Genomic DNA, 17,604 nt, shown 5'->3' with positions numbered 1-17,604 from the left:
ATTACTGGATGTCACACTATTAGAATTAGTTACCAATATTACTCTTCCGCCAGCTGTCGAGCTAGAACTCATATCAAATGATACAATCGCATCAGGAGCAGGAAGAGCAGTCCCACTAGTAGAGAATCCATATGCTTTGATTAAAAAATAACTATGAGCAGGAATTGTCCCGGTTAGCGTACCCATTGATGAAAAAACAGTCCCTGTAGCGGATGCATATCGAATCGTCCATCCGTTCATGTTAATCGGACTTGCGGTTGGATTATACAATTCAATGAAATCGTTATTATATACATTTGGGGAACCCCCGAACAACTGGCTAATCACCACGTTGCCGTTATCCGTCGCTGCATTTGCCTTTCTAGTCATGCCAACGGGCACGAACAACGTCACCAGCATAACCGCTGCCATGAACAAGGCATAAATCTTCTTGTTGATTTGAATCAATCTCGACATAATCGGGCTTTCCCTCCGCATCGTTATCCTCTTGCCTATTTATCGCATCCTATCACATTCCGCTAAACTTTATCTAAACATTAACGTAGAACGTCCCCTCACATTTGTTCGTCTGCTTAAGTCATCTCAACAAAAAAACGCAGTCCATTGGGACTGCGCAGCACTTATTGCGATTGCGTAATCGAGCGGCGTTCAATCCGCCGGAACAAGACCGCGAACACGACAATGCATCCGATGGCGAGCACCGCATTGTACATGAATACGTCGCGCATTCCCCAAATCTCACTAGCCTCTCCGCCCGCGTAGCTCCCGATCAAGCGGGCGACGCCCAGGCACAGCAGGGCGTTTAACGTCTGTCCGCTCGCTTTGAGTTCGTCCGGCACTTCCCGGTTGATGACGGTGGCCATCGTGACGGACAATACGATAAAGATTAAGCCGTGCAGTACCTGAACCGGAATCGTCCAATAAGGATCGTGGATGGCGGAGAACAAATACCATCGCAGAGCAGCCGCAATGCCTGCCCCGAACAAGATGTAGTGGGTGCGTACACGCTGAAATATCTTCCCTGCCAGCAGCAGGAAAGGAATCTCGCTCAACGACGATATAACCATCGACCAGCCGAGCCAAGCGTTGCTGCCGCCCAATTCCTGAAAATATAAGGGGAAAAACGTATAATAGTATCCCAGCGTGATATGAAGAACGAAATTGACCGCCAAATAAAAGACGAGCTTGCGATTGCGAAACAAGATCCAGATCCTGATTCGCCTTCCTTGCCTCTGATGGCCTGCGACAGACGGAAAGCGGAGGACGAACATGAAAGACACAACCATGACCATTGCATAGACCGCAAACATCAGGTCTACCCGCTTCTCGGCAATCAAGCCGAACGCGATCGACATGAGCGCGAATCCGAGCGTACCCGCAAGCCGAATTCGGCTGAACCCTCCCGCCCATCGATGCCGATCTAATTCTTCAAGCGTGATCGCGTCGCTGAGGGCGAATATCGAGGCCTGGAAGAAGGTAAAGATGCTGATCATGCCGAGCAAGTAGCCGAATCCGTCGGATAACGGATACAGCAGCATGGCGCCTCCGCTCCCGGCAATCAGCAGCAACAATATGGTGTTTTTGGTTTTGGCCCGGTCGCTTAGAGCGCCCCATACCGGCTGCGCGAAGATGGCGACGAGCGGGCCGATGCCGAGCAGGATGCCGATCTGGGAGGCGTCGAATCCCGCATCGCGGAAGTAAAGCGGGATAAAAGTGCCGTATACGGCGTTGCCCATATAAATAAAAAAGTAGAACAAATAGAAATAGGAGAGCCGAACCGTCGTTGTCATAAGCAGCTTCCTTTGCAGCAGATTACGCAAGCTGCTACTAGCATAATCCCTGCCAACCGCAAGATCAATTCTGAATCTCGCATCCTGGAGCTTGTTGCACTGGCATTTGATGAAGCCAAGGGGGATAACGATATCCTGATTTAACTTGCTGACGAAGCAAATTCGCCGATGTAGAGCGCTGCGGTAGATATCGATGCCGTGCTCGTCCGCCTCCGGCTCCCTGCGCGCGGAACGCCCCCCGGGGTCCGCCCCCTCCGAGGCCCCACCAAATGCAAAAAACACGCCTCATCGGCGTGTCTGAAGTTTGCATTTGGTGGAGCCAAGGGGGATCGAACCCCTGACCTCATCGCTGCCAGCGATGCGCTCTCCCAGCTGAGCTATGGCCCCAAATGACGTGTCGTTCGTTGGCGACAAGAATGATCTTATCACAAGACTGAAAGGCCTGTCAACAATAATTTGAACGAACTTTCTTCATGCACATAAAGCTTAAAAGCTCTGCCCCTGTAAGGCGCAGAGCTTGTCCGCCTGTAAACGAAAAAACATGCAACACATCAAACCCCATGCTTGTTAATGAGCACGTTCAATTCCTTAAGGAACATGTTAATGTCCTTGAACTGCCGGTATACGGAAGCGAAGCGCACGTAGGCGACTTCGTCGACCGGGTACAGCTGCTCCATGACGCTCTCGCCGATCATGTTGCTGTCGATCTCCGCCTGGGCGGTGTTGCGCAGCTCGCGCTCGACGTTGGAGACGAGGATCTCGAGCTGTCCGACGGATACGGGACGCTTCTCGCATGCGCGCAGCAAGCCGCGCAGCAGCTTCTCGCGGCTGAACTCTTCGCGGCTGCCGTCTTTCTTGATGACGATCAGCGGCGTCTCTTCGACCATTTCGAACGTCGTGAAGCGGCGATTGCACGATTCGCATTCGCGACGGCGGCGAATCGACTTGTTGTCGTTGGCCGGACGGGAGTCCAGCACCTTCGTTCCGTTGTAGTCGCAATAAGGACATTTCATATGGATGCGGCTCTCCTTCGACGAGAGAAACTTTTTTTAAATTTCCAAGCCTTCCCTTACATGATTCCTGGGATAAGGCACATAATACGTTTACCAACCGCGAGGAGGTGAACAACATGAGCCAAGGAAACAACAGCAACAGCAACAACCTAGTGGTACCTCAATCTCACGGTGCGCTTGACCAACTGAAGTATGAAGTTGCTCAAGAACTCGGCATCGCAATCCCGCAAGACGGTTACTACGGGAACATGGTTACTCGCGACACCGGTTCGATTGGTGGCAGCATCACTAAGCGTCTGGTACAAATCGCCGAGCAACAACTCGCTGGCCGTTTCTAAGTTCACGCTCTTCACCTAGGTAATTCAATAACAAGGAGTCCTGAAGCTTCGCGCTTCAGGGCTTCTTTTCCATTTTAACGCGATTAAGACCAATTGTCATACAGTTCGTCATATTTCTTGCGGTAAAAAAGCACCTTTTGTACATACCGCCGGGTTTCTCCGTATGGAATATCGGAGATCGTCTCTTCGCGGCCGTCCCATTTTCCGTCGCGGAGCCACTGCTTCACCTTGCCTGGCCCAGCATTGTATGCCGCCAGCGACTTGACCGCATCGCCGTCGAATTGCCGCAGCAGCTCCTTGAGGTACCAGGACCCGAGGCGAATGCCCGCGTCTGCTCGCTCTCCCGCGAGCTTGGCCGTGATGCTGCCGAAGTCGTCTTGCTTGAGGATCCATTCGGCGGTATCCGGCATGATCTGCATGATGCCGATCGCGCCTTTCGGAGAGACGGCATTCGGCTCGAAATTGGATTCTACCCGTATGACGGCCGCAATCAGGCGAGGATCCACGGCATAGCGGTCCGCGTTCGATTGAATTTCTTTTTGGTACTGAATGGGGTACACCATTTGGCCGAGCCATTCCGATCGGATAAACAGCAGCGCGACGATAATGAGGAACAGCAGCAAAAACCAGCGTTTTCGCTTCGGCCTCGTCCTTTTTTTGCTCATAACGAAACCGTTCCTGACTGAAGCGACCGCCAGAAGCGATCCAGCTGCGCTTCAGTGTCGTCGATCGTACCGCTATTGTTTATCACGTAATCGGCAAGCTGCCGTTTTTTTTCGATGTCCATTTGCGCGCCAAGTCGCTTGTCCGCTTCTTCAGGCGACAGCCCGTCGCGCTGGATCAGGCGAATCCGCTGAATTTCCCGAGGAACGTAAGCCACCATGACGCCTTCGTATAAATGCTGCAGCCCCGACTCGTACAGCAGCGGAATGTCCGCCACGACTAATCGGTCCGGCCGCTCCGCCTCAAGCGCGTCGATCCGCTCGCGCATCAACTCGCGAATGGCCGGATGCGTGATCGCCTCCAGCGCCTTGCGCTCCTCCGCATTCGCGAACACGATCGAACCCAACATCCGCCGGTCAAGCGTACCGTCCTCGCGGATGACCTCTGCGCCGAATCGCTCTGCGATCCGCGCGAGGGAAGCTTGTCCTGGTTCGACAATTTCCCGGGCAATTCGATCGGCGTCGACGAGCGCAGCCCCTCGGGCCACCAACATTCGCGCGACTGTACTCTTGCCGGTAGCAATGCCGCCGGTCAATCCGATGTTCATCCTGCCAACCTCCTTGCAGCGGCAAAGTATGCCGTCGTTCGCTCCAAATGAAAGGGTTGCCGTCCTTTGTACGATTATACCGTTCGCTCAGCTCCGGCACTCCCTGCCATGCCATTATCCCCTCGGCTCAGATAAAGCTACGAGCTGCCCATGCTGCGCATCTGACTGCCGAATGAAGCTCCTGTGCAAACCGGCTGCCAAATGAGCCTGCTGAGTCAATGGGATAATGGCATGAGTCGTAAAAATCGAGCCTATACCGCGGACCTCAAGAAGCCTGCATCAGCTTGAATATGCCCATTACGATTAAAATAATGCCCGGCAACACGGTCAGCCTCTGCACCCAGCGCATTCCCGACGCCAGAAATCCGACGCGCATGCCCGCCCAAAGAAACATGCCGCTCGCCGCCGCGATCAAGATCGCAGTCGGCACAGCGGGAAATCCGACGAGCGCAGCGCCGATGCCCGCTCCGAACGCGTCCAGCGACAAGGCAATGCCGAGTAGCAGCGCCTCGCCGGAAGTAATAATGCCTGACCTGTCGACGTCGGCAACCGACGGCGTTCGCAGTATTTGTATAATAAGACCGAACACGCGAAGCTCAAGCGTCAGCATCGGCACGACGCTAACGGCGTCAGCTGCATGCGCCGCCTCTGCGCCCGACCTCGGTGCGTGGGATTCGCCAACCTGGGCGTTCAGCGCTGCTGCGTCGCTCTGTCCCCCGTCCGCTAACTCGCCGTTCTCCTCAGTCCTTGATTCTTTATCCGCCTTGCGATTACGCGCGAACTGGATTAAGGCCCAAGTGCCGATTCCTATAAGAATCACCGCGCCCACGGCTTTGGATCCGTACGGCGACAGCCACCCGGCGATTAGCGATCCTACGATCATGGAGACGAGGATAACCACGCCCGAGCATGCCGCGATGATCGCGACGGACGGGAGCGGGATGCGAATCTTGCGAAGACCGTACGTAATGCCGACACCGAAGCCGTCCAGACTGACCGCGAACGCGAGAAATAATAATGATGCCAAATGAGCGAGCATGATCGTACCTCCTGCATGGCGAAGACATAGCGCCGAACCCGGGTAGGGATCGACGGTTCTGTTCATCCTATGCAGAAGCGCGGGCGAATGCCCGCTTCGATCTCGAACAATCGGTTACGATTCGTCGGCAGCCGATCCGTCCAACCTGCGCTTTACGACGTTGCCGCCCTCGCGGTAACGCTTGGAAGCAGCCGCGCTGACGCCGCTCGCCGGTCCTGCGGCATCCTTCGGGGGCTTCTGGCACTTGGCGCACACATGCGTGCCGCGCCCGCCGACGACTGACTTGACGATTGGGCCTCCGCACACCGGGCAGGCCTCGCCGGTGCGGCCGTATACGCGAAGCCGATGCTGGAACATGCCCATCTCGCCCTGTCCGTTGACGTAAGACTTGACCGATGATCCGCCGGCCTCGACCGCCGCCGTCAGCGTCGTTACGATCGCTTCATGCAGTCTGCCCCAATCCTTGGGCCTAAGCTCGCCGGCCATGCGCTCGGGATGAATGCCCGCAAGATGGAGCGCCTCATCTACATAAATATTGCCGAGTCCCACGATCCATTCCTGATTCAGGAGCAGCGGCTTGATCTTTGTATTTCTGCGGCCCAGCGAGCCCCGCAGCGCCTCCGCGGTAAAGCCTGCCTCGAGCGGTTCGAGCCCGAGCTTCGCAAGCGGCGGCGACACGAGCTCCTCGCCTGCAGGAAATAAATGCATCGTGCCGAACTGCCGCACGTCCGTGTACCTCAGCGCCGTGCCGTCCGTAAAATGGAATATGACATGCGTATGCTTGTCCAGCGGCGCGTCGTCCGCGAACATGCCGTACCGGCCTTCCATTCGCAGGTGGGAGACGAGGACGAGTCCGTCCAGGATCAGCCGCAGAAACTTGCCCCGCCGCTCTACGGCCGTAAACGTACGCCCCTCAAGCATCGCGCCGAAAACGTCGGGATCGTCCGGTTTTTGCAGGATGCGCGGCAGGCGCACCGTTACCGATCGAATTTGCTTGCCTACGATCAGCTCGCTCAACGTGCGCCTGACCGTTTCTACCTCCGGGAGCTCCGGCATATTTGTCCATCCTTTCTCTAAGGTGACTGATCGATTCGCTAAAAATCGAACGCCGCTTGCGTCGCTTATTTTGCCTCGTACCAATTGACGCCTGCGCTAACCTCCGCCTTCAGCGGCACGTCGAGCGGCAGCGCGGAAGCCATCACTTCCGGCACGAGCTTCTTCATCGTATCCAGCTCCTCCGGCGGCACCTCGAATACGAGTTCGTCATGCACCTGCAGCAGCATTCGGCTTTTTAACCCTTTTGCTTTAAGCGCTTCGGCCATACGCACCATTGCAAGCTTGATGATATCGGCAGCCGTGCCCTGGATCGGCGTATTCATCGCCGTACGCTCCGCGAAGGAACGCAGGTTGAAGTTAGACGAGCGGATGTCGGGCAGATAGCGGCGACGCTCGAGCATCGTCTTGACGTAGCCGTCCTGCTTGGCCTGCGCCACGATGTCGTCCATGTACCGGCGTACGCCCGGGAAGGCGGCAAAGTACTGCTCGATAAAGGATGCCGCTTCCTTCCGCGTAATACCAAGGTTCTGCGACAGGCCATAGTCGCTGATGCCGTACACGATGCCGAAGTTGACGGCTTTGGCGCTGCGCCGCATGTTGCCGTCCACCTGCTCGGCGCTGACGCCGAAAACGTCCATCGCCGTCTTCGTATGAACGTCCATTTCCAGCCGGAAAGCTTCCTTCAGCCCTTCGTCGCCAGAAATGTGCGCGAGCACGCGCAGTTCGATCTGCGAGTAGTCGGCGGCGATAATCTGCCAGCCCGGCTCGGACGGCACGAACGCCTTGCGAATCTGGCGTCCCTCCTCCATGCGGATCGGGATGTTCTGCAGGTTGGGATACTGGCTGCTGAGGCGGCCCGTCGCGGCGATCGTCTGACGGTAATACGTATGGATCTTGCCGTCCTCCGGGCGAATTTCCTTGAGCAGTCCCTCGATATAAGTCGACTGCAGCTTGGCAAGCTGGCGGTAATGAAGGATGAGCCGCACGATCTCGTGATACGGCTCAAGCTTCTCCAGCACCTCGGCGTCCGTCGAGTAGCCGGTCTTCGTCTTCTTGACGACGGGCAGACCGAGCTTGTCGAACAGCACCTCGCCGAGCTGCTTGGTCGATCCGATGTTGAACTCGAAGCCCGCGATCCGGTAGATCTCGGTCACGATCTGGCCGATCCGCGCTTGAAAGTCCTTGCCCAGCTCCTCGAGCGCCTCGGACTGCACGACGATCCCCTGCTTCTCCATGTCGGCGAGGATGATCGCCAGCGGCTGCTCGAGCTCGTAGAACAGCGGCTTCATCCCCGCTTCATCGAGCTCTGACGCCTGACGGGAGGCGAGACGCCTGACGGCATCCGCCTTGGAGGCCAAATGGGCGGCCAGCGCCTCGGGCTCCGGCACCTTGAACTTCGCGCCCTTGCCGTAAGCCGCTTCGTCGGACGCGATGCCGGGCAACCCGGCCTTGGCCAGCAGTCCGACAAGCGACGGATCCGCCTCGGTCGGGTCGAGCAGGTACGCCGCGAGCGAGCAGTCGAAAGCTTGACCGCGCAGCTCGAGCCCCTTGCGAGCCAGCACGAGCTCGGCGCGGTGCAGGTCGTAGCCGGTCTTGGGCACGCCGGCATCCGCGAGCCAGTCCCTGAGCGGCGCGGCTTGCGGTGCCGTCAGCAGCGCCTCGAACGGAAGCGCGTATACCCGCTCTCCGGCGGCGACCGCGATGCCGATGCCTTCGCTCATGTGCGGGTTATCGCCGCTCGCGTCGAGGATGAAGCTATCGGCGTGCGGCAGCGCCTCCGCGAGCGCGGCCCAGCCCGCGTCATCGTTAACGCGCACCGTCTCGTAAGCGGCAGCGGCCAAGGCGGCGGACGCCGCGTCCGCTTCGCCTTCGCTGAGCGCGAGCCGCTCGATCAGCGATTTGAACTCGAGCTTGCGCAACGCCGCGAGCAGCGCCGGTTCCTCGGCGCCTTCCCAGGCAAGCTGCTCCCAGTTCCGCTCAAGCGGAATCTCGCGCATAATCGTCGCGAGCTCCTTGCTCATTTTCGCCGAGTCCATGTTGCCGCGCACGTTCTCTCCGAGCTTGCCTTTGATCTCTCCGGCATGCGCCAGCACTTCTTCGACGCTGCCATACTCCGCGAGCAGCTTGAGCGCCGTCTTCTCCCCGACCCCGGGAATGCCCGGAATATTGTCGGAAGCATCTCCCATGAGTCCCTTCAGGTCGATGATCTGAAGCGGCGCCAGACCGTATTTGTCTCCGATCGCCGCAGGCGTATAACGCTCCGTCTCGCTCACGCCCTTGCGCGTGAGGAGCACGCTCGTCCGCTCGGACGCCAGCTGCAGCATATCCTTGTCTCCCGAGACGACGACCGCCTCGATGCCCGCTTGCTCGGCCTGCTTGGTCAGCGTGCCGATGATGTCGTCAGCCTCGTAGCCGGGAATCTCGTACCTTGCGATCGAGAACGCGTCCAGCAATTCCTTGAGCAGCGGAAATTGCTCGGACAGCTCCGGCGGCGTCTTCTGGCGGCCGCCTTTGTACTCGGCGAAGCCCTCGTGGCGGAACACCGTCTTACCTGCGTCGAACGCGACGATCAGATGCGTCGGGCGCTCCTCCTCGAGTACCTTGAGCAGCATCGTCGTGAAGCCGAACACCGCGTTCGTCTGCAAGCCGGCAGCATTCGTCAGCGGCGGCATCGCATAAAACGCCCGGAATACGATACTATTGCCGTCGATCAAGAGCAGCTTGTCCCGCCCGCCTTCGCCTTGCCCGGTTTTCCATCGTTTTGCCATCGGTTTCGCACGCTCCATCCGTTCTTCTTCCATTAAGATCAATCATACCATAAACGCCGGAGGCCGGGCGACGTCGGGGACCGATCCCGCTTTAAGGAAAGTTTAAGCACTTGGCCCGGGCGGGCTGTGTTAATATTGCAATATATTTGAACGGTAAGGAGAGTTCGCGTTGACCCAAGCGAGAAGATACATCCCGGAAATCAACCTGATGCGAGCGATGGCGATACTGGCCGTCATCATGATTCACTCGACGAGCAATGCCCTGGTTCAGCTGCAGACAGCCTCTTCCTTCTATGGACTATACGTATTTTTGCATGATTTCGCCGTCTTCGCCGTGCCTGCGTTTATTTTTATAAGCGGGTTCGTGCTTACCTACAATTATGTCGGCAAACCGCTCACCGGCGGCACGATCGGCACCTTTTACCGCAAGCGCATCTGGAACGCCGTGCTGCCGTACGCGATTTTCAGTCTGTTCTATTTTCTGCTCAAAGCCAAATTCGCGCCGTCGGCCGATTCGGCGACGAAATTCCTTGAACAGCTGCTCACCGGACAGGCATACGGCCACTTGTATTTCATGTTTGTCATCATCCAGTACTACATCCTGTTCCCCATTCTGCTGCTCGCGCTCCGCAGCGGCTGGGTCCGCCGCCATATCTGGTGGATCGGCATTGCCCTTCAATGGGGCTATTACTACCTGAATCGCGAATACATCGTGCATCAGACCGGATGGCCTGACGTTCTGCATCGTACAGGCAGCCTGTTCATCTCTTACTTCGGCGTCTTCACGGTCGCCATATGGATCGCCATCCACTATGAACGGATTCTGTCCTGGTTCGCGGCGCGTCCCGCCGTTCGCCGTCTGTCCGCGCTGCTGGCCTACGCGTTGTGGCTCGTGTCGGGTTTCTACTACGTCTACTTGCGATATCAAGGTCTCGTGCACAAGGACTGGGCAGACGGACAGGTTTTCACCTATACGCAATTCGTATACAACCTCGCTTCCGCCGTCGCGCTGTTCCTGCTCTCGAACGTCATCCTTCGCCGGCCCAAGGCGTTGGGGACCAGACTGCTGGGCAACATCGGCGTCTGCTCCTTCGGGATCTACTTTGTTCATCCTGCCGTCTTGTACTATTACCGCGACATACCGGTCCCTGGCAACGGCATGCTGTTCCACGTATATTACGCCTGCGAATATCTCGCGGCGCTGCTGGTCGCATGGGGCATCACCTGGGCGATTCAGCGCAATTTCCGGTGGGCCTGGATCCTGTTCGGCACCTCCTCGGTACCTAAAAAGAAACCGGCTGAGTCGCGATAAACGGCGATCAACCCCCCTATTTTCCGCGTAAAAATGACGCAAAAAAGGAAGGCCGTCCAAGAGGGCGGCCTTTTGTTCGCTGTTTCTTCACGATTTCAACGCAACTTTTGATTCCGGCATTCGTCTAGAATAGAGTCGCATCCAACCGTAACCGTCGGATTTTAGAAGTAAAAGGAGACCTTAGCACTATGAAATGGAAGCTTGAAAGACAACGCTTGATCAAATGGCTCACCGCTGCCGCGCTGCTCGTTACGCTGCTCGCACCAGCCGCTACGCACGTCGCTACGGCCGCCAGCCCGAGCGACAACGTTCTCACTTTGACCCTGAACAAAGCGCAAGTATCGGTCAACGGCACGACATACGCCTCGCCGCAGCCCGCACTTATCGTCAAAGGCGTCACCTATGCGCCAATATCCATGCTCGCCCTCCGATTCGGCTATAAGATTGCATACAACGCCGCATCCAAGTCCTACACGATCTCCACAGACGGCAATTCGGTCGAATTCAAGACCGGCAGCACCTCGTTTTGGCTGAACGGAGCGAAGGTCGCTTCCTCCGGCAAGACTTACATCTACAACGGCAGCCTGATGGTTCCGCTGCGCGATTGGGTCAAGGCGACCGGCTCCACGCTGTCGGCTGCGCCAGGCACCGTATCGCTCACCTGGAGCGTTGCGCCGACCGCCGACTTCAAGGTGGATCAGGACGTGATCTATGCCGGCCAGACGCAGGTCACTTACACGAGCCTGTCCAAAAACGCGAATAAGATCTGGTCCGAGAGCTGGGACGGCAACATGAGCATTTTCCCCGAGCCAGGTACATACGTGATTACCCGCAGCGTGCAGGACATGGCCGGCAATTGGCTCGATCCGTACGCCGTCTCGATCACCGTACTGCCTCCGAACCAGCCGCCTGTCGCTCAATTTACGACGGAAAAAGACACGTATATGATCGGCGAGCCGATCACTTACACGAACCAGTCGTACGATGACGAGGACGCGATCGTGTCGACCGAGTGGTCCAACAACAAGCGGGGCTTCTTCGTATCCGGCCCGCAGACGATCTCGCTCCGAGTTACCGACAGGCACGGCAGCATTTCGGACTTCAGCAAGACGATTACGATCTCGACGGACGTCATGTACACCGAAGCCGAATTCAACGAACGCTTCACCCTTGTCGGCGACAAATATCCTGTCGTCGGCGCGGACATTCTCAAGATTCCGACCGTGCCTTATACGTTCTATAGCACGAACCGCGCGCTCATCGCCTCCGACAGTCCCGAGGATCTGACCGGTCCCGGCGTTCTGTACCGCGACACGCTGGCCGGCGACCTCCGCCTGTTCCTGTATCATCAGAACCTGGGTTCCGAGCCGCTCAAGATCTATCTCGCCGCGACCAACGAGAGCACGACCGAATCCGCGTCGATCGACCTCGGCGCCTGGGGCAGCGCAGGTCCGGAGACGTTCGGCGCTTATACGGGCAAGATGGCGGCGATCCGTTACCTGGACGCCCGCGATTCGCAGACGACCTCTACGACTTGGCTCGCGCCGGGCGCGACCAAGCTGATCGTGCCCGAGCTGAACCAGAAGGCGCTGTCCAAAGGCCAAACCTTCTCCGCCTATGCGGACCTTAGCACGTCGACCAACGTCAAGTTCACGCTGTTCGCGGTGAAGAGCGGCGCCGATCCGCTGACTACGCTGCCGACGCTCGGCGTCATGAAGCGCGACGGCAAGCATATCCGCGGCACGTTCCAGGGCGCGGACCGCGAGATCGTCATCCAGGAGACGCTTGGCGATACGGCGAAGCGCATCGTGTTCGGCGACCACAGCATCGATCCGGCGCTCGACGGCATCGACCAGCTGAACGGCCAACCGGAGAACAACTGGGGCAACTTCGGCGTCGTGTACCACATGACGGTACAGGTCAAAGCGAACACGCTCATCTCGCTGAACGCGCGGGGCGGCATCTATACCGGCGCCTTCCTCGTCAACGGCGTGAAGGTTCCCGTCACCAACACGAGTATCCTGGAAAACCCGAACGTCGCGACGCCGGTCTACCGCACCGGACAGTACAACGAGACGGTCGAGATTTCCTACCTGACGGCGCTCGGCTCCAATCTGCCGATTACGCTCATGTTCATCCCGATGAAATAATGCGAAAAGGGTTGTTCCTCCGCCAAGCGGATGGGAACAACCCTTTTTTCGCGTCTGAGGCGGCAGGGCGCTTGCATCGCCTTCTCTATAGGAGGCGATGGCCCTTACGGCAGCGGCACAGCGCTCATCGCCTTCTCTACAGGAGGCGATGGCCCTTCCCGCGACGGCATAGCGCTCATCGCCTTCTCTATAGGAGGCGATGGCCCTTCCCGCGACGGCATATCGCTCATCGCCTTCTCTACAGGAGGCGATGCCCCTTTCGGCGGCCGCTTAGCGCTCATCGCCTTCTCTACAGGAGGCGATCGCCCTTTCGGCGGCTGCATGCCGCCAAGCGTTTCCCCGCCCCCGCCCCCCAAAAACAAAAGGCTGCCCTGCAGCCACAAATTGACTGCTCGGGCAACCCTTGTCTTGCGGCTTCGCTGCCGCACCTTCTGGCGATGCTTACTGGTTCAAGTCAGGACGCGTGCCGACGACGAGGAAAACAACGTTCTCGCCGATGTTCGTCGCATGATCCGCGATCCGCTCGATGTAGCGTCCCACGAAGCAAAGGTTCATCGCCTGGCCGACGTTCTTCTGATTCTCGCCGGCCAATTCGAACAGCTCGCGCAGAATCTGGGAGTACAAAGCGTCGATCATATCGTCTTCCTTGGCCATTTTGTAAGCCAGGTCAACGTTCTCGTCAATGTAGGAACGGATCGAATCGCCGATCATTCCTTGCGCCAGCGAGGCCATCCGCGGCAGGTCCACGAGCGGCTTGATCAGCGATTGGCCTTCCAGCCGAATCGCGACCTTGGCGATATCGACGGACAGATCGCCCATCCGCTCCAGATCCGAGGAGATTTTAAGCGCCACGAGAATGCGGCGCAGATCCTTCGCCACCGGCTGCTGCGTCGCGATCAGCTTGGACCCCAGATCGGCGATGCGCTCCTCGAGCCTGTTCAGCTCGGGATCGGCTTTGACGATACGCTGCGCCAGCGGCCCGTTCAGGCCCTCCAGCGCCTGCATCGCGTCGCCAAGCGCCTTCTCCACTCTGTCTCCCATTTCCACCAGCATATTCTGCAATTGCACGAGACCGATATCAAATTCCCTTCTCGCCGTCATTAGCCGTTTGCCCCTTCCAGGTCGTTTAACCGAATCTGCCGGAGATATAGTCCTCCGTCCTTTGATCGCGCGGCGCCCGGAACAACTGCTCCGTCTCCGCGGACTCCACTACCTCTCCATTCAGGAAAAACACCGTCCGGTCCGAAATTCTGGCTGCTTGGTGCATGTTATGCGTGACCATGACGATCGTATAACTTTTTTTCAGCTCCCGCGAGAGCTCCTCGATCTTCGTCGTGGAGATCGGATCGAGCGCCGACGTCGATTCGTCCATGAGCAGGATGTCAGGCTCGATCGCGAGCGCCCGCGCGATACATAGACGCTGCTGCTGGCCGCCCGACAAGCCCCACGCGGACTTTTTCAGCACGTCCTTGACTTCAGGCCACAGCGATGCCGAGCGCAAGCTCTTCTCCACGATGGCGTCAAGCTCGGACTTCTTGGTCACACCATGCAGACGAGGTCCGTAGGCGACGTTGTCGTAGATCGACTTGGGAAAAGGATTCGGCTGCTGAAACACCATGCCGACCCGCTTCCGAAGAAACTCGACCTCCGTCTGCCCGTCGTAAATATTGCGGTCCTGGATGACCACCTCTCCTTCGATGCGCACGCCCGGAATCGTGTCGTTCATCCGGTTGAGCGTCCGCAGCAGCGTCGACTTGCCGCAGCCCGAAGGCCCGATGAACGCAGTGATGCTTTTCTCCGGAATGGTCAAGTCCACGTTTTTAAGCGCATGGAACTTTCCGTAGTACAGTTGCAGCTGTTTGGTCTCGATGATCACTAGCGCGCCTCCTCCTCATTGGGCCGGGCCTGCGGTCCGGCACCGCCTCATGTCGATCGCCCGCGGTCGCTTTAGGACGGTTGCGATCAACCGAAGCGTCCGGAGATGTAGTCGTCCGTCGACTTGCGCGACGGGTTGGTGAAGATTTTGTTCGTCTCGTCATACTCGACCAGATCGCCGAGGAAGAAAAACGCCGTCTTGTCGGAAACCCGCGCAGCCTGATGCATGTTGTGCGTGACGATGACGATCGTGTAGTCCTGCTTCAGCTCGGCGATCAGCTCCTCGACCTTGGCGGTCGACACGGGATCGAGCGCGGAAGCCGGTTCGTCCATGAGCAGAATGTCCGGCTTTACGGCAATTGAGCGCGCGATGCACAGACGCTGCTGTTGGCCTCCCGACAAGGCGAGGCCCGATTGATGCAGCCTGTCTTTGACTTCGTCCCACAGCGCCGTCTTGCGCAGACATTCCTCGACGAGCTGGTCGAGCGCCGCCTTGTTCTTCACGCCGTGATAGCGCGCGCCGAACGCGACGTTCTCATAGATCGATTTGTGAAACGGGTTCGGCCGCTGCCACACCATCCCGATCTTCTGCCGAAGACGTACGACGTCCGTGCGCGGATCGCAAATATTGTGACCGCCGATCCAGATCTCGCCCTTGATCGAAGCGCCGGGAATCAGGTCGTTCATCCGGTTGAGCGACCGCAGGAACGTCGACTTGCCGCAGCCCGAAGGGCCGATCAACGCAATGACCTCACGGTCGGGGAATGCCATGCTGACCTGCTTGATCGCCTGCTTTTCTCCATAGAAGACGGACAGGTCTTTCGTGTAAAAAGCGGGCGGCGGCGCAGCTTCCGTACGCGCTGTCCCGCTCGCTTCGGGCTCGGACGGCGCCGTCTTCGGCTTATGGGCAGGCACGGCCGGCGCGGGAGCCGCCGAAGACTCGGGTTGCGCAGGCGGCGCGGAAGGCGCAGGCGGTGCAGGCGGCAAAGCGGTTCCCGCGCTTGCATGCTGCGGGATCGGCGCGCCGGCAGCCGGGCTTGATGCGCGTTCGGCTTCTGTCTTATCGGTCGCGATCGTACTCACGATGAATTCCTCCTTTAAGGTTCCGGGTGGTCGGACGAGACGGGGCTTAACGTCCCGCCGTCAGCTTGCGGTACAGCGCGCGGCCGAACCAGCGGGCGCCCAGATTGAAGAGCAGCACGGTGATAACGAGCACGGCCGATGCGCCTGCGGCGATCTGCGCGGCGTCCGGCGCGAGGCCTTCGCTGTTGACCTTCCAGATGTGCACGGCCAGCGTCTCTGCCGGTCGGAACGGATTGAGCGGCGACGTGTGGTGCAGCGGATTCCAGTCCGTGAAGTCGAGGCGCGGCGAGCTCATGCCGGCCGTGAACAGCAGCGCGGCTGCTTCGCCGAATACGCGGCCTGCGGCGAGAATCGTGCCCGTAACGATGGCGGGCAGCGAGATCGGCAGCATGACCGTCGTGATCGTGCGCCAGCGGGACAATCCAAGCGCAAGCCCGGCTTCTTTTTGCTCGCGCGGCACGGCTCGAAGCGCCTGCTCCGTGATCCGTACCATGAGCGGCAGGTTGAACACCGTCAGCGCGAGCGCGCCGGACATGAGCGACAGCCCAAGGCCGAAGCGGTTGACGATAACCAGGAGGCCGAACAAACCGACGACGATCGACGGGAAGGAAGACAGCACCTCGACGATCAGGCGGATGAACGCGGTCAGCCGGTTTTGCTTGGCGTATTCGCTCATATAGATGCCGGCTCCGAGGCCGAGCGGAACCGTGATGATCATCGTCAGCACGAGCAGGAACAGCGAGTTGAACAGCTGCGGACCGATACCGCCGCCTGCGCGGATCGACTCGGGCGCCGACGTGAGGAAGTGCCAGCTGATATGGCCGACGCCGCGGATGAGGAGATAGCCCAGCAGCGCGGCGAGCAGCGCGATGATCAAAAAGCCGATGCCGACGATGACGCCGGTCATGATGCGGTCTACGGACTTGGCCTTCATGCGTGCTTCACTCTCCTCTCCAGCAGTCGTACCACGAATACGAATAAGAATGTCATAATTAGCAAAATGAGCGCGAGACTCCACAGTGCGTTGTTGTGCAGCGAGCCGCTCGTCGTGTTGCCCATCGACAGCGTGATGATACTGGTCAGCGTCGCGGCGGATTGCGTCAGCGAGTGCGGGATATGCGGCGCGTTGCCGATAACCATCTGCACGGCCAGCGCTTCGCCGAATGCGCGTGCGATGCCCAGTACGACGCCGGTCAGGAGCGACGGCAGCGTCGTCGGAATGACAAGCCGCGAGATCGTCTGCCAGCGGGTGGCGCCGAGCGCATAGGAGCCTTCCTTAAGTCCGGCGGGCAAGCTGCGCAGCGCGTCCGTCGCGACGGTCGTGATCGTCGGCAGGATCATGACGGACAGCACGATTGCGCCTGCCAGAATACCGACGCCCTGACCGGGGAAAATATCGCGAAGGAACGGTACGATAACGCTCAGGCCGACGAAGCCGTAAACGACGGAGGGAACGCCGGCGAGCAGTTCAATCGCAGGCTGCAAAATATTTTTGCCGACTTTGGGCATCATTTCGGTCATAAAGATCGCGGCGCATATGCCGAGCGGAGCGGCAATAACGGCGGCCAGCAGCGAAGTTGCGAATGAGCCGAACAGAAACGGCAGCGCGCCGAAGCGCGGCGTGTCCGCTTCCGGCGACCATTTGAGGCCGCCGAGCATCTCGCCGACGCTTACGCCCTGGCTCGCGAACGGCGTCAAACCTCTCGAAGCGATGAAGTAGACGATCGAAAAAATGATTACGATCAGCATCAGCACGCAAAACATTACGTAACCTCTGCCGCGGAGTTCCTCGAGCTTGTGCTTCGGGAATTTGCCGCGTCCGTCCTTCGCGATGGCATCCGCCGCTTGGCGGGTTTGGGTCATGTTCATGCGAGCCTCTCCTTAACGTGGCAAGAGAGGCGCCCGTTTTC

Annotated in this window: 15 protein-coding genes, 1 tRNA gene and 1 pseudogene; 3 read left to right on the top strand and 14 right to left on the bottom strand. The window is 58.6% G+C overall.

Annotated features, from left to right (window positions below; all coding sequences use genetic code 11):
- Positions 1-39 precede the first annotated feature (39 nt).
- The 4 genes and pseudogenes from ACFOTD_RS25030 to nrdR form a co-directional block, all read right to left on the bottom strand.
- Positions 40-369, bottom strand: a pseudogene (locus tag ACFOTD_RS25030) (lamin tail domain-containing protein); the annotation flags it as partial.
- 251 nt (positions 370-620) lie between these two features.
- Positions 621-1,790 (bottom strand): MFS transporter, encoded by a 1,170-nt coding sequence (locus tag ACFOTD_RS25025; RefSeq protein WP_378122664.1) that lies wholly within the window; start codon positions 1,788-1,790, stop codon positions 621-623.
- A 311-nt stretch (positions 1,791-2,101) separates the two neighbouring features.
- Positions 2,102-2,177: transfer RNA gene (locus tag ACFOTD_RS25020), tRNA-Ala, on the bottom strand.
- A gap of 164 nt (positions 2,178-2,341) precedes the next feature.
- Complete coding sequence (gene nrdR, locus ACFOTD_RS25015) at positions 2,342-2,803, bottom strand: transcriptional regulator NrdR (protein WP_378122663.1); 462 nt, start codon at positions 2,801-2,803, stop codon at positions 2,342-2,344.
- 116 nt (positions 2,804-2,919) lie between these two features.
- Here nrdR and ACFOTD_RS25010 point away from each other — a divergent pair, with 116 nt between their 5' ends.
- Entirely contained in the window at positions 2,920-3,141 is a 222-nt protein-coding gene (locus tag ACFOTD_RS25010; RefSeq protein ID WP_090113886.1) for an alpha/beta-type small acid-soluble spore protein, read from the top strand.
- A gap of 83 nt (positions 3,142-3,224) precedes the next feature.
- Here ACFOTD_RS25010 and ACFOTD_RS25005 read toward each other — a convergent pair whose 3' ends face one another.
- The 5 genes from ACFOTD_RS25005 to polA all read right to left on the bottom strand — a co-directional run bounded on the left by ACFOTD_RS25005 (position 3,225) and on the right by polA (position 9,274).
- Positions 3,225-3,806 carry a lytic transglycosylase domain-containing protein gene (locus ACFOTD_RS25005; RefSeq protein ID WP_378122662.1) on the bottom strand — a complete coding sequence of 194 codons (582 nt, stop codon included), beginning with the start codon at positions 3,804-3,806 and terminating at the stop codon, positions 3,225-3,227.
- A complete protein-coding gene (coaE, locus tag ACFOTD_RS25000; protein ID WP_378122661.1) occupies positions 3,803-4,411 on the bottom strand; it encodes a dephospho-CoA kinase in 609 nt (202 codons plus the stop codon). Before coaE ends, ACFOTD_RS25005 begins: the two co-directional genes overlap by 4 nt.
- A gap of 265 nt (positions 4,412-4,676) precedes the next feature.
- Positions 4,677-5,450 carry an MntP/YtaF family protein gene (locus tag ACFOTD_RS24995; RefSeq protein ID WP_378122659.1) on the bottom strand — a complete coding sequence of 258 codons (774 nt, stop codon included), beginning with the start codon at positions 5,448-5,450 and terminating at the stop codon, positions 4,677-4,679.
- A 114-nt stretch (positions 5,451-5,564) separates the two neighbouring features.
- Positions 5,565-6,506, bottom strand: coding sequence for a DNA-formamidopyrimidine glycosylase (gene mutM / locus ACFOTD_RS24990; protein WP_378122658.1), 942 nt, complete (start codon positions 6,504-6,506; stop codon positions 5,565-5,567).
- 65 nt (positions 6,507-6,571) lie between these two features.
- Positions 6,572-9,274 (bottom strand): DNA polymerase I, encoded by a 2,703-nt coding sequence (gene polA / locus ACFOTD_RS24985; protein ID WP_378122656.1) that lies wholly within the window; start codon positions 9,272-9,274, stop codon positions 6,572-6,574.
- 169 nt (positions 9,275-9,443) lie between these two features.
- Here polA and ACFOTD_RS24980 point away from each other — a divergent pair, with 169 nt between their 5' ends.
- The gene (locus ACFOTD_RS24980) at positions 9,444-10,586 is read left to right on the top strand and encodes an acyltransferase (RefSeq protein WP_378122655.1); all 1,143 of its coding nucleotides are present in this window, start codon (positions 9,444-9,446) and stop codon (positions 10,584-10,586) included.
- A gap of 188 nt (positions 10,587-10,774) precedes the next feature.
- Positions 10,775-12,736 (top strand): stalk domain-containing protein, encoded by a 1,962-nt coding sequence (locus ACFOTD_RS24975; protein ID WP_378122654.1) that lies wholly within the window; start codon positions 10,775-10,777, stop codon positions 12,734-12,736.
- Positions 12,737-13,177: 441 nt separating this feature from the next.
- Here the strand turns inward: ACFOTD_RS24975 and phoU are convergent, their stop codons facing one another.
- From phoU to pstC, 5 genes are all read right to left on the bottom strand, one after another.
- Positions 13,178-13,837, bottom strand: coding sequence for a phosphate signaling complex protein PhoU (gene phoU / locus ACFOTD_RS24970; protein WP_378122653.1), 660 nt, complete (start codon positions 13,835-13,837; stop codon positions 13,178-13,180).
- Positions 13,838-13,862: 25 nt separating this feature from the next.
- Complete coding sequence (gene pstB, locus ACFOTD_RS24965; RefSeq protein WP_378122682.1) at positions 13,863-14,609, bottom strand: phosphate ABC transporter ATP-binding protein PstB; 747 nt, start codon at positions 14,607-14,609, stop codon at positions 13,863-13,865.
- Between the two features lie 89 nt (positions 14,610-14,698).
- Positions 14,699-15,427, bottom strand: a complete 729-nt coding sequence (gene pstB / locus ACFOTD_RS24960; protein ID WP_378122681.1) for a phosphate ABC transporter ATP-binding protein PstB — start codon at positions 15,425-15,427, stop codon at positions 14,699-14,701.
- Positions 15,428-15,740: 313 nt separating this feature from the next.
- Positions 15,741-16,628 carry a phosphate ABC transporter permease PstA gene (gene pstA, locus ACFOTD_RS24955; protein ID WP_282909927.1) on the bottom strand — a complete coding sequence of 296 codons (888 nt, stop codon included), beginning with the start codon at positions 16,626-16,628 and terminating at the stop codon, positions 15,741-15,743.
- A complete protein-coding gene (gene pstC, locus ACFOTD_RS24950; protein WP_378122680.1) occupies positions 16,625-17,557 on the bottom strand; it encodes a phosphate ABC transporter permease subunit PstC in 933 nt (310 codons plus the stop codon). The genes pstA and pstC overlap by 4 nt, the downstream gene beginning before the upstream one ends.
- Positions 17,558-17,604 lie beyond the last annotated feature (47 nt).

Source organism: Cohnella sp. GCM10012308 (assembly GCF_042649185.1).
Classification (GTDB): domain Bacteria; phylum Bacillota; class Bacilli; order Paenibacillales; family Paenibacillaceae; genus Cohnella.
This window is presented reverse-complemented; position numbering and strand designations above follow the sequence as displayed.

Coding starts and splice junctions, on each gene's coding strand:
- ACFOTD_RS25025 (WP_378122664.1), bottom strand. CDS start 1,790: ATGACAACGACGGTTCGGCTCTCCTATTTCTATTTGTTCTACTTTTTT.
- nrdR (WP_378122663.1), bottom strand. CDS start 2,803: ATGAAATGTCCTTATTGCGACTACAACGGAACGAAGGTGCTGGACTCC.
- ACFOTD_RS25010 (WP_090113886.1), top strand. CDS start 2,920: ATGAGCCAAGGAAACAACAGCAACAGCAACAACCTAGTGGTACCTCAA.
- ACFOTD_RS25005 (WP_378122662.1), bottom strand. CDS start 3,806: ATGAGCAAAAAAAGGACGAGGCCGAAGCGAAAACGCTGGTTTTTGCTG.
- coaE (WP_378122661.1), bottom strand. CDS start 4,411: ATGAACATCGGATTGACCGGCGGCATTGCTACCGGCAAGAGTACAGTC.
- ACFOTD_RS24995 (WP_378122659.1), bottom strand. CDS start 5,450: ATGCTCGCTCATTTGGCATCATTATTATTTCTCGCGTTCGCGGTCAGT.
- mutM (WP_378122658.1), bottom strand. CDS start 6,506: ATGCCGGAGCTCCCGGAGGTAGAAACGGTCAGGCGCACGTTGAGCGAG.
- polA (WP_378122656.1), bottom strand. CDS start 9,274: ATGGCAAAACGATGGAAAACCGGGCAAGGCGAAGGCGGGCGGGACAAG.
- ACFOTD_RS24975 (WP_378122654.1), top strand. CDS start 10,775: ATGAAATGGAAGCTTGAAAGACAACGCTTGATCAAATGGCTCACCGCT.
- phoU (WP_378122653.1), bottom strand. CDS start 13,837: ATGACGGCGAGAAGGGAATTTGATATCGGTCTCGTGCAATTGCAGAAT.
- pstA (WP_282909927.1), bottom strand. CDS start 16,628: ATGAAGGCCAAGTCCGTAGACCGCATCATGACCGGCGTCATCGTCGGC.
- pstC (WP_378122680.1), bottom strand. CDS start 17,557: ATGACCCAAACCCGCCAAGCGGCGGATGCCATCGCGAAGGACGGACGC.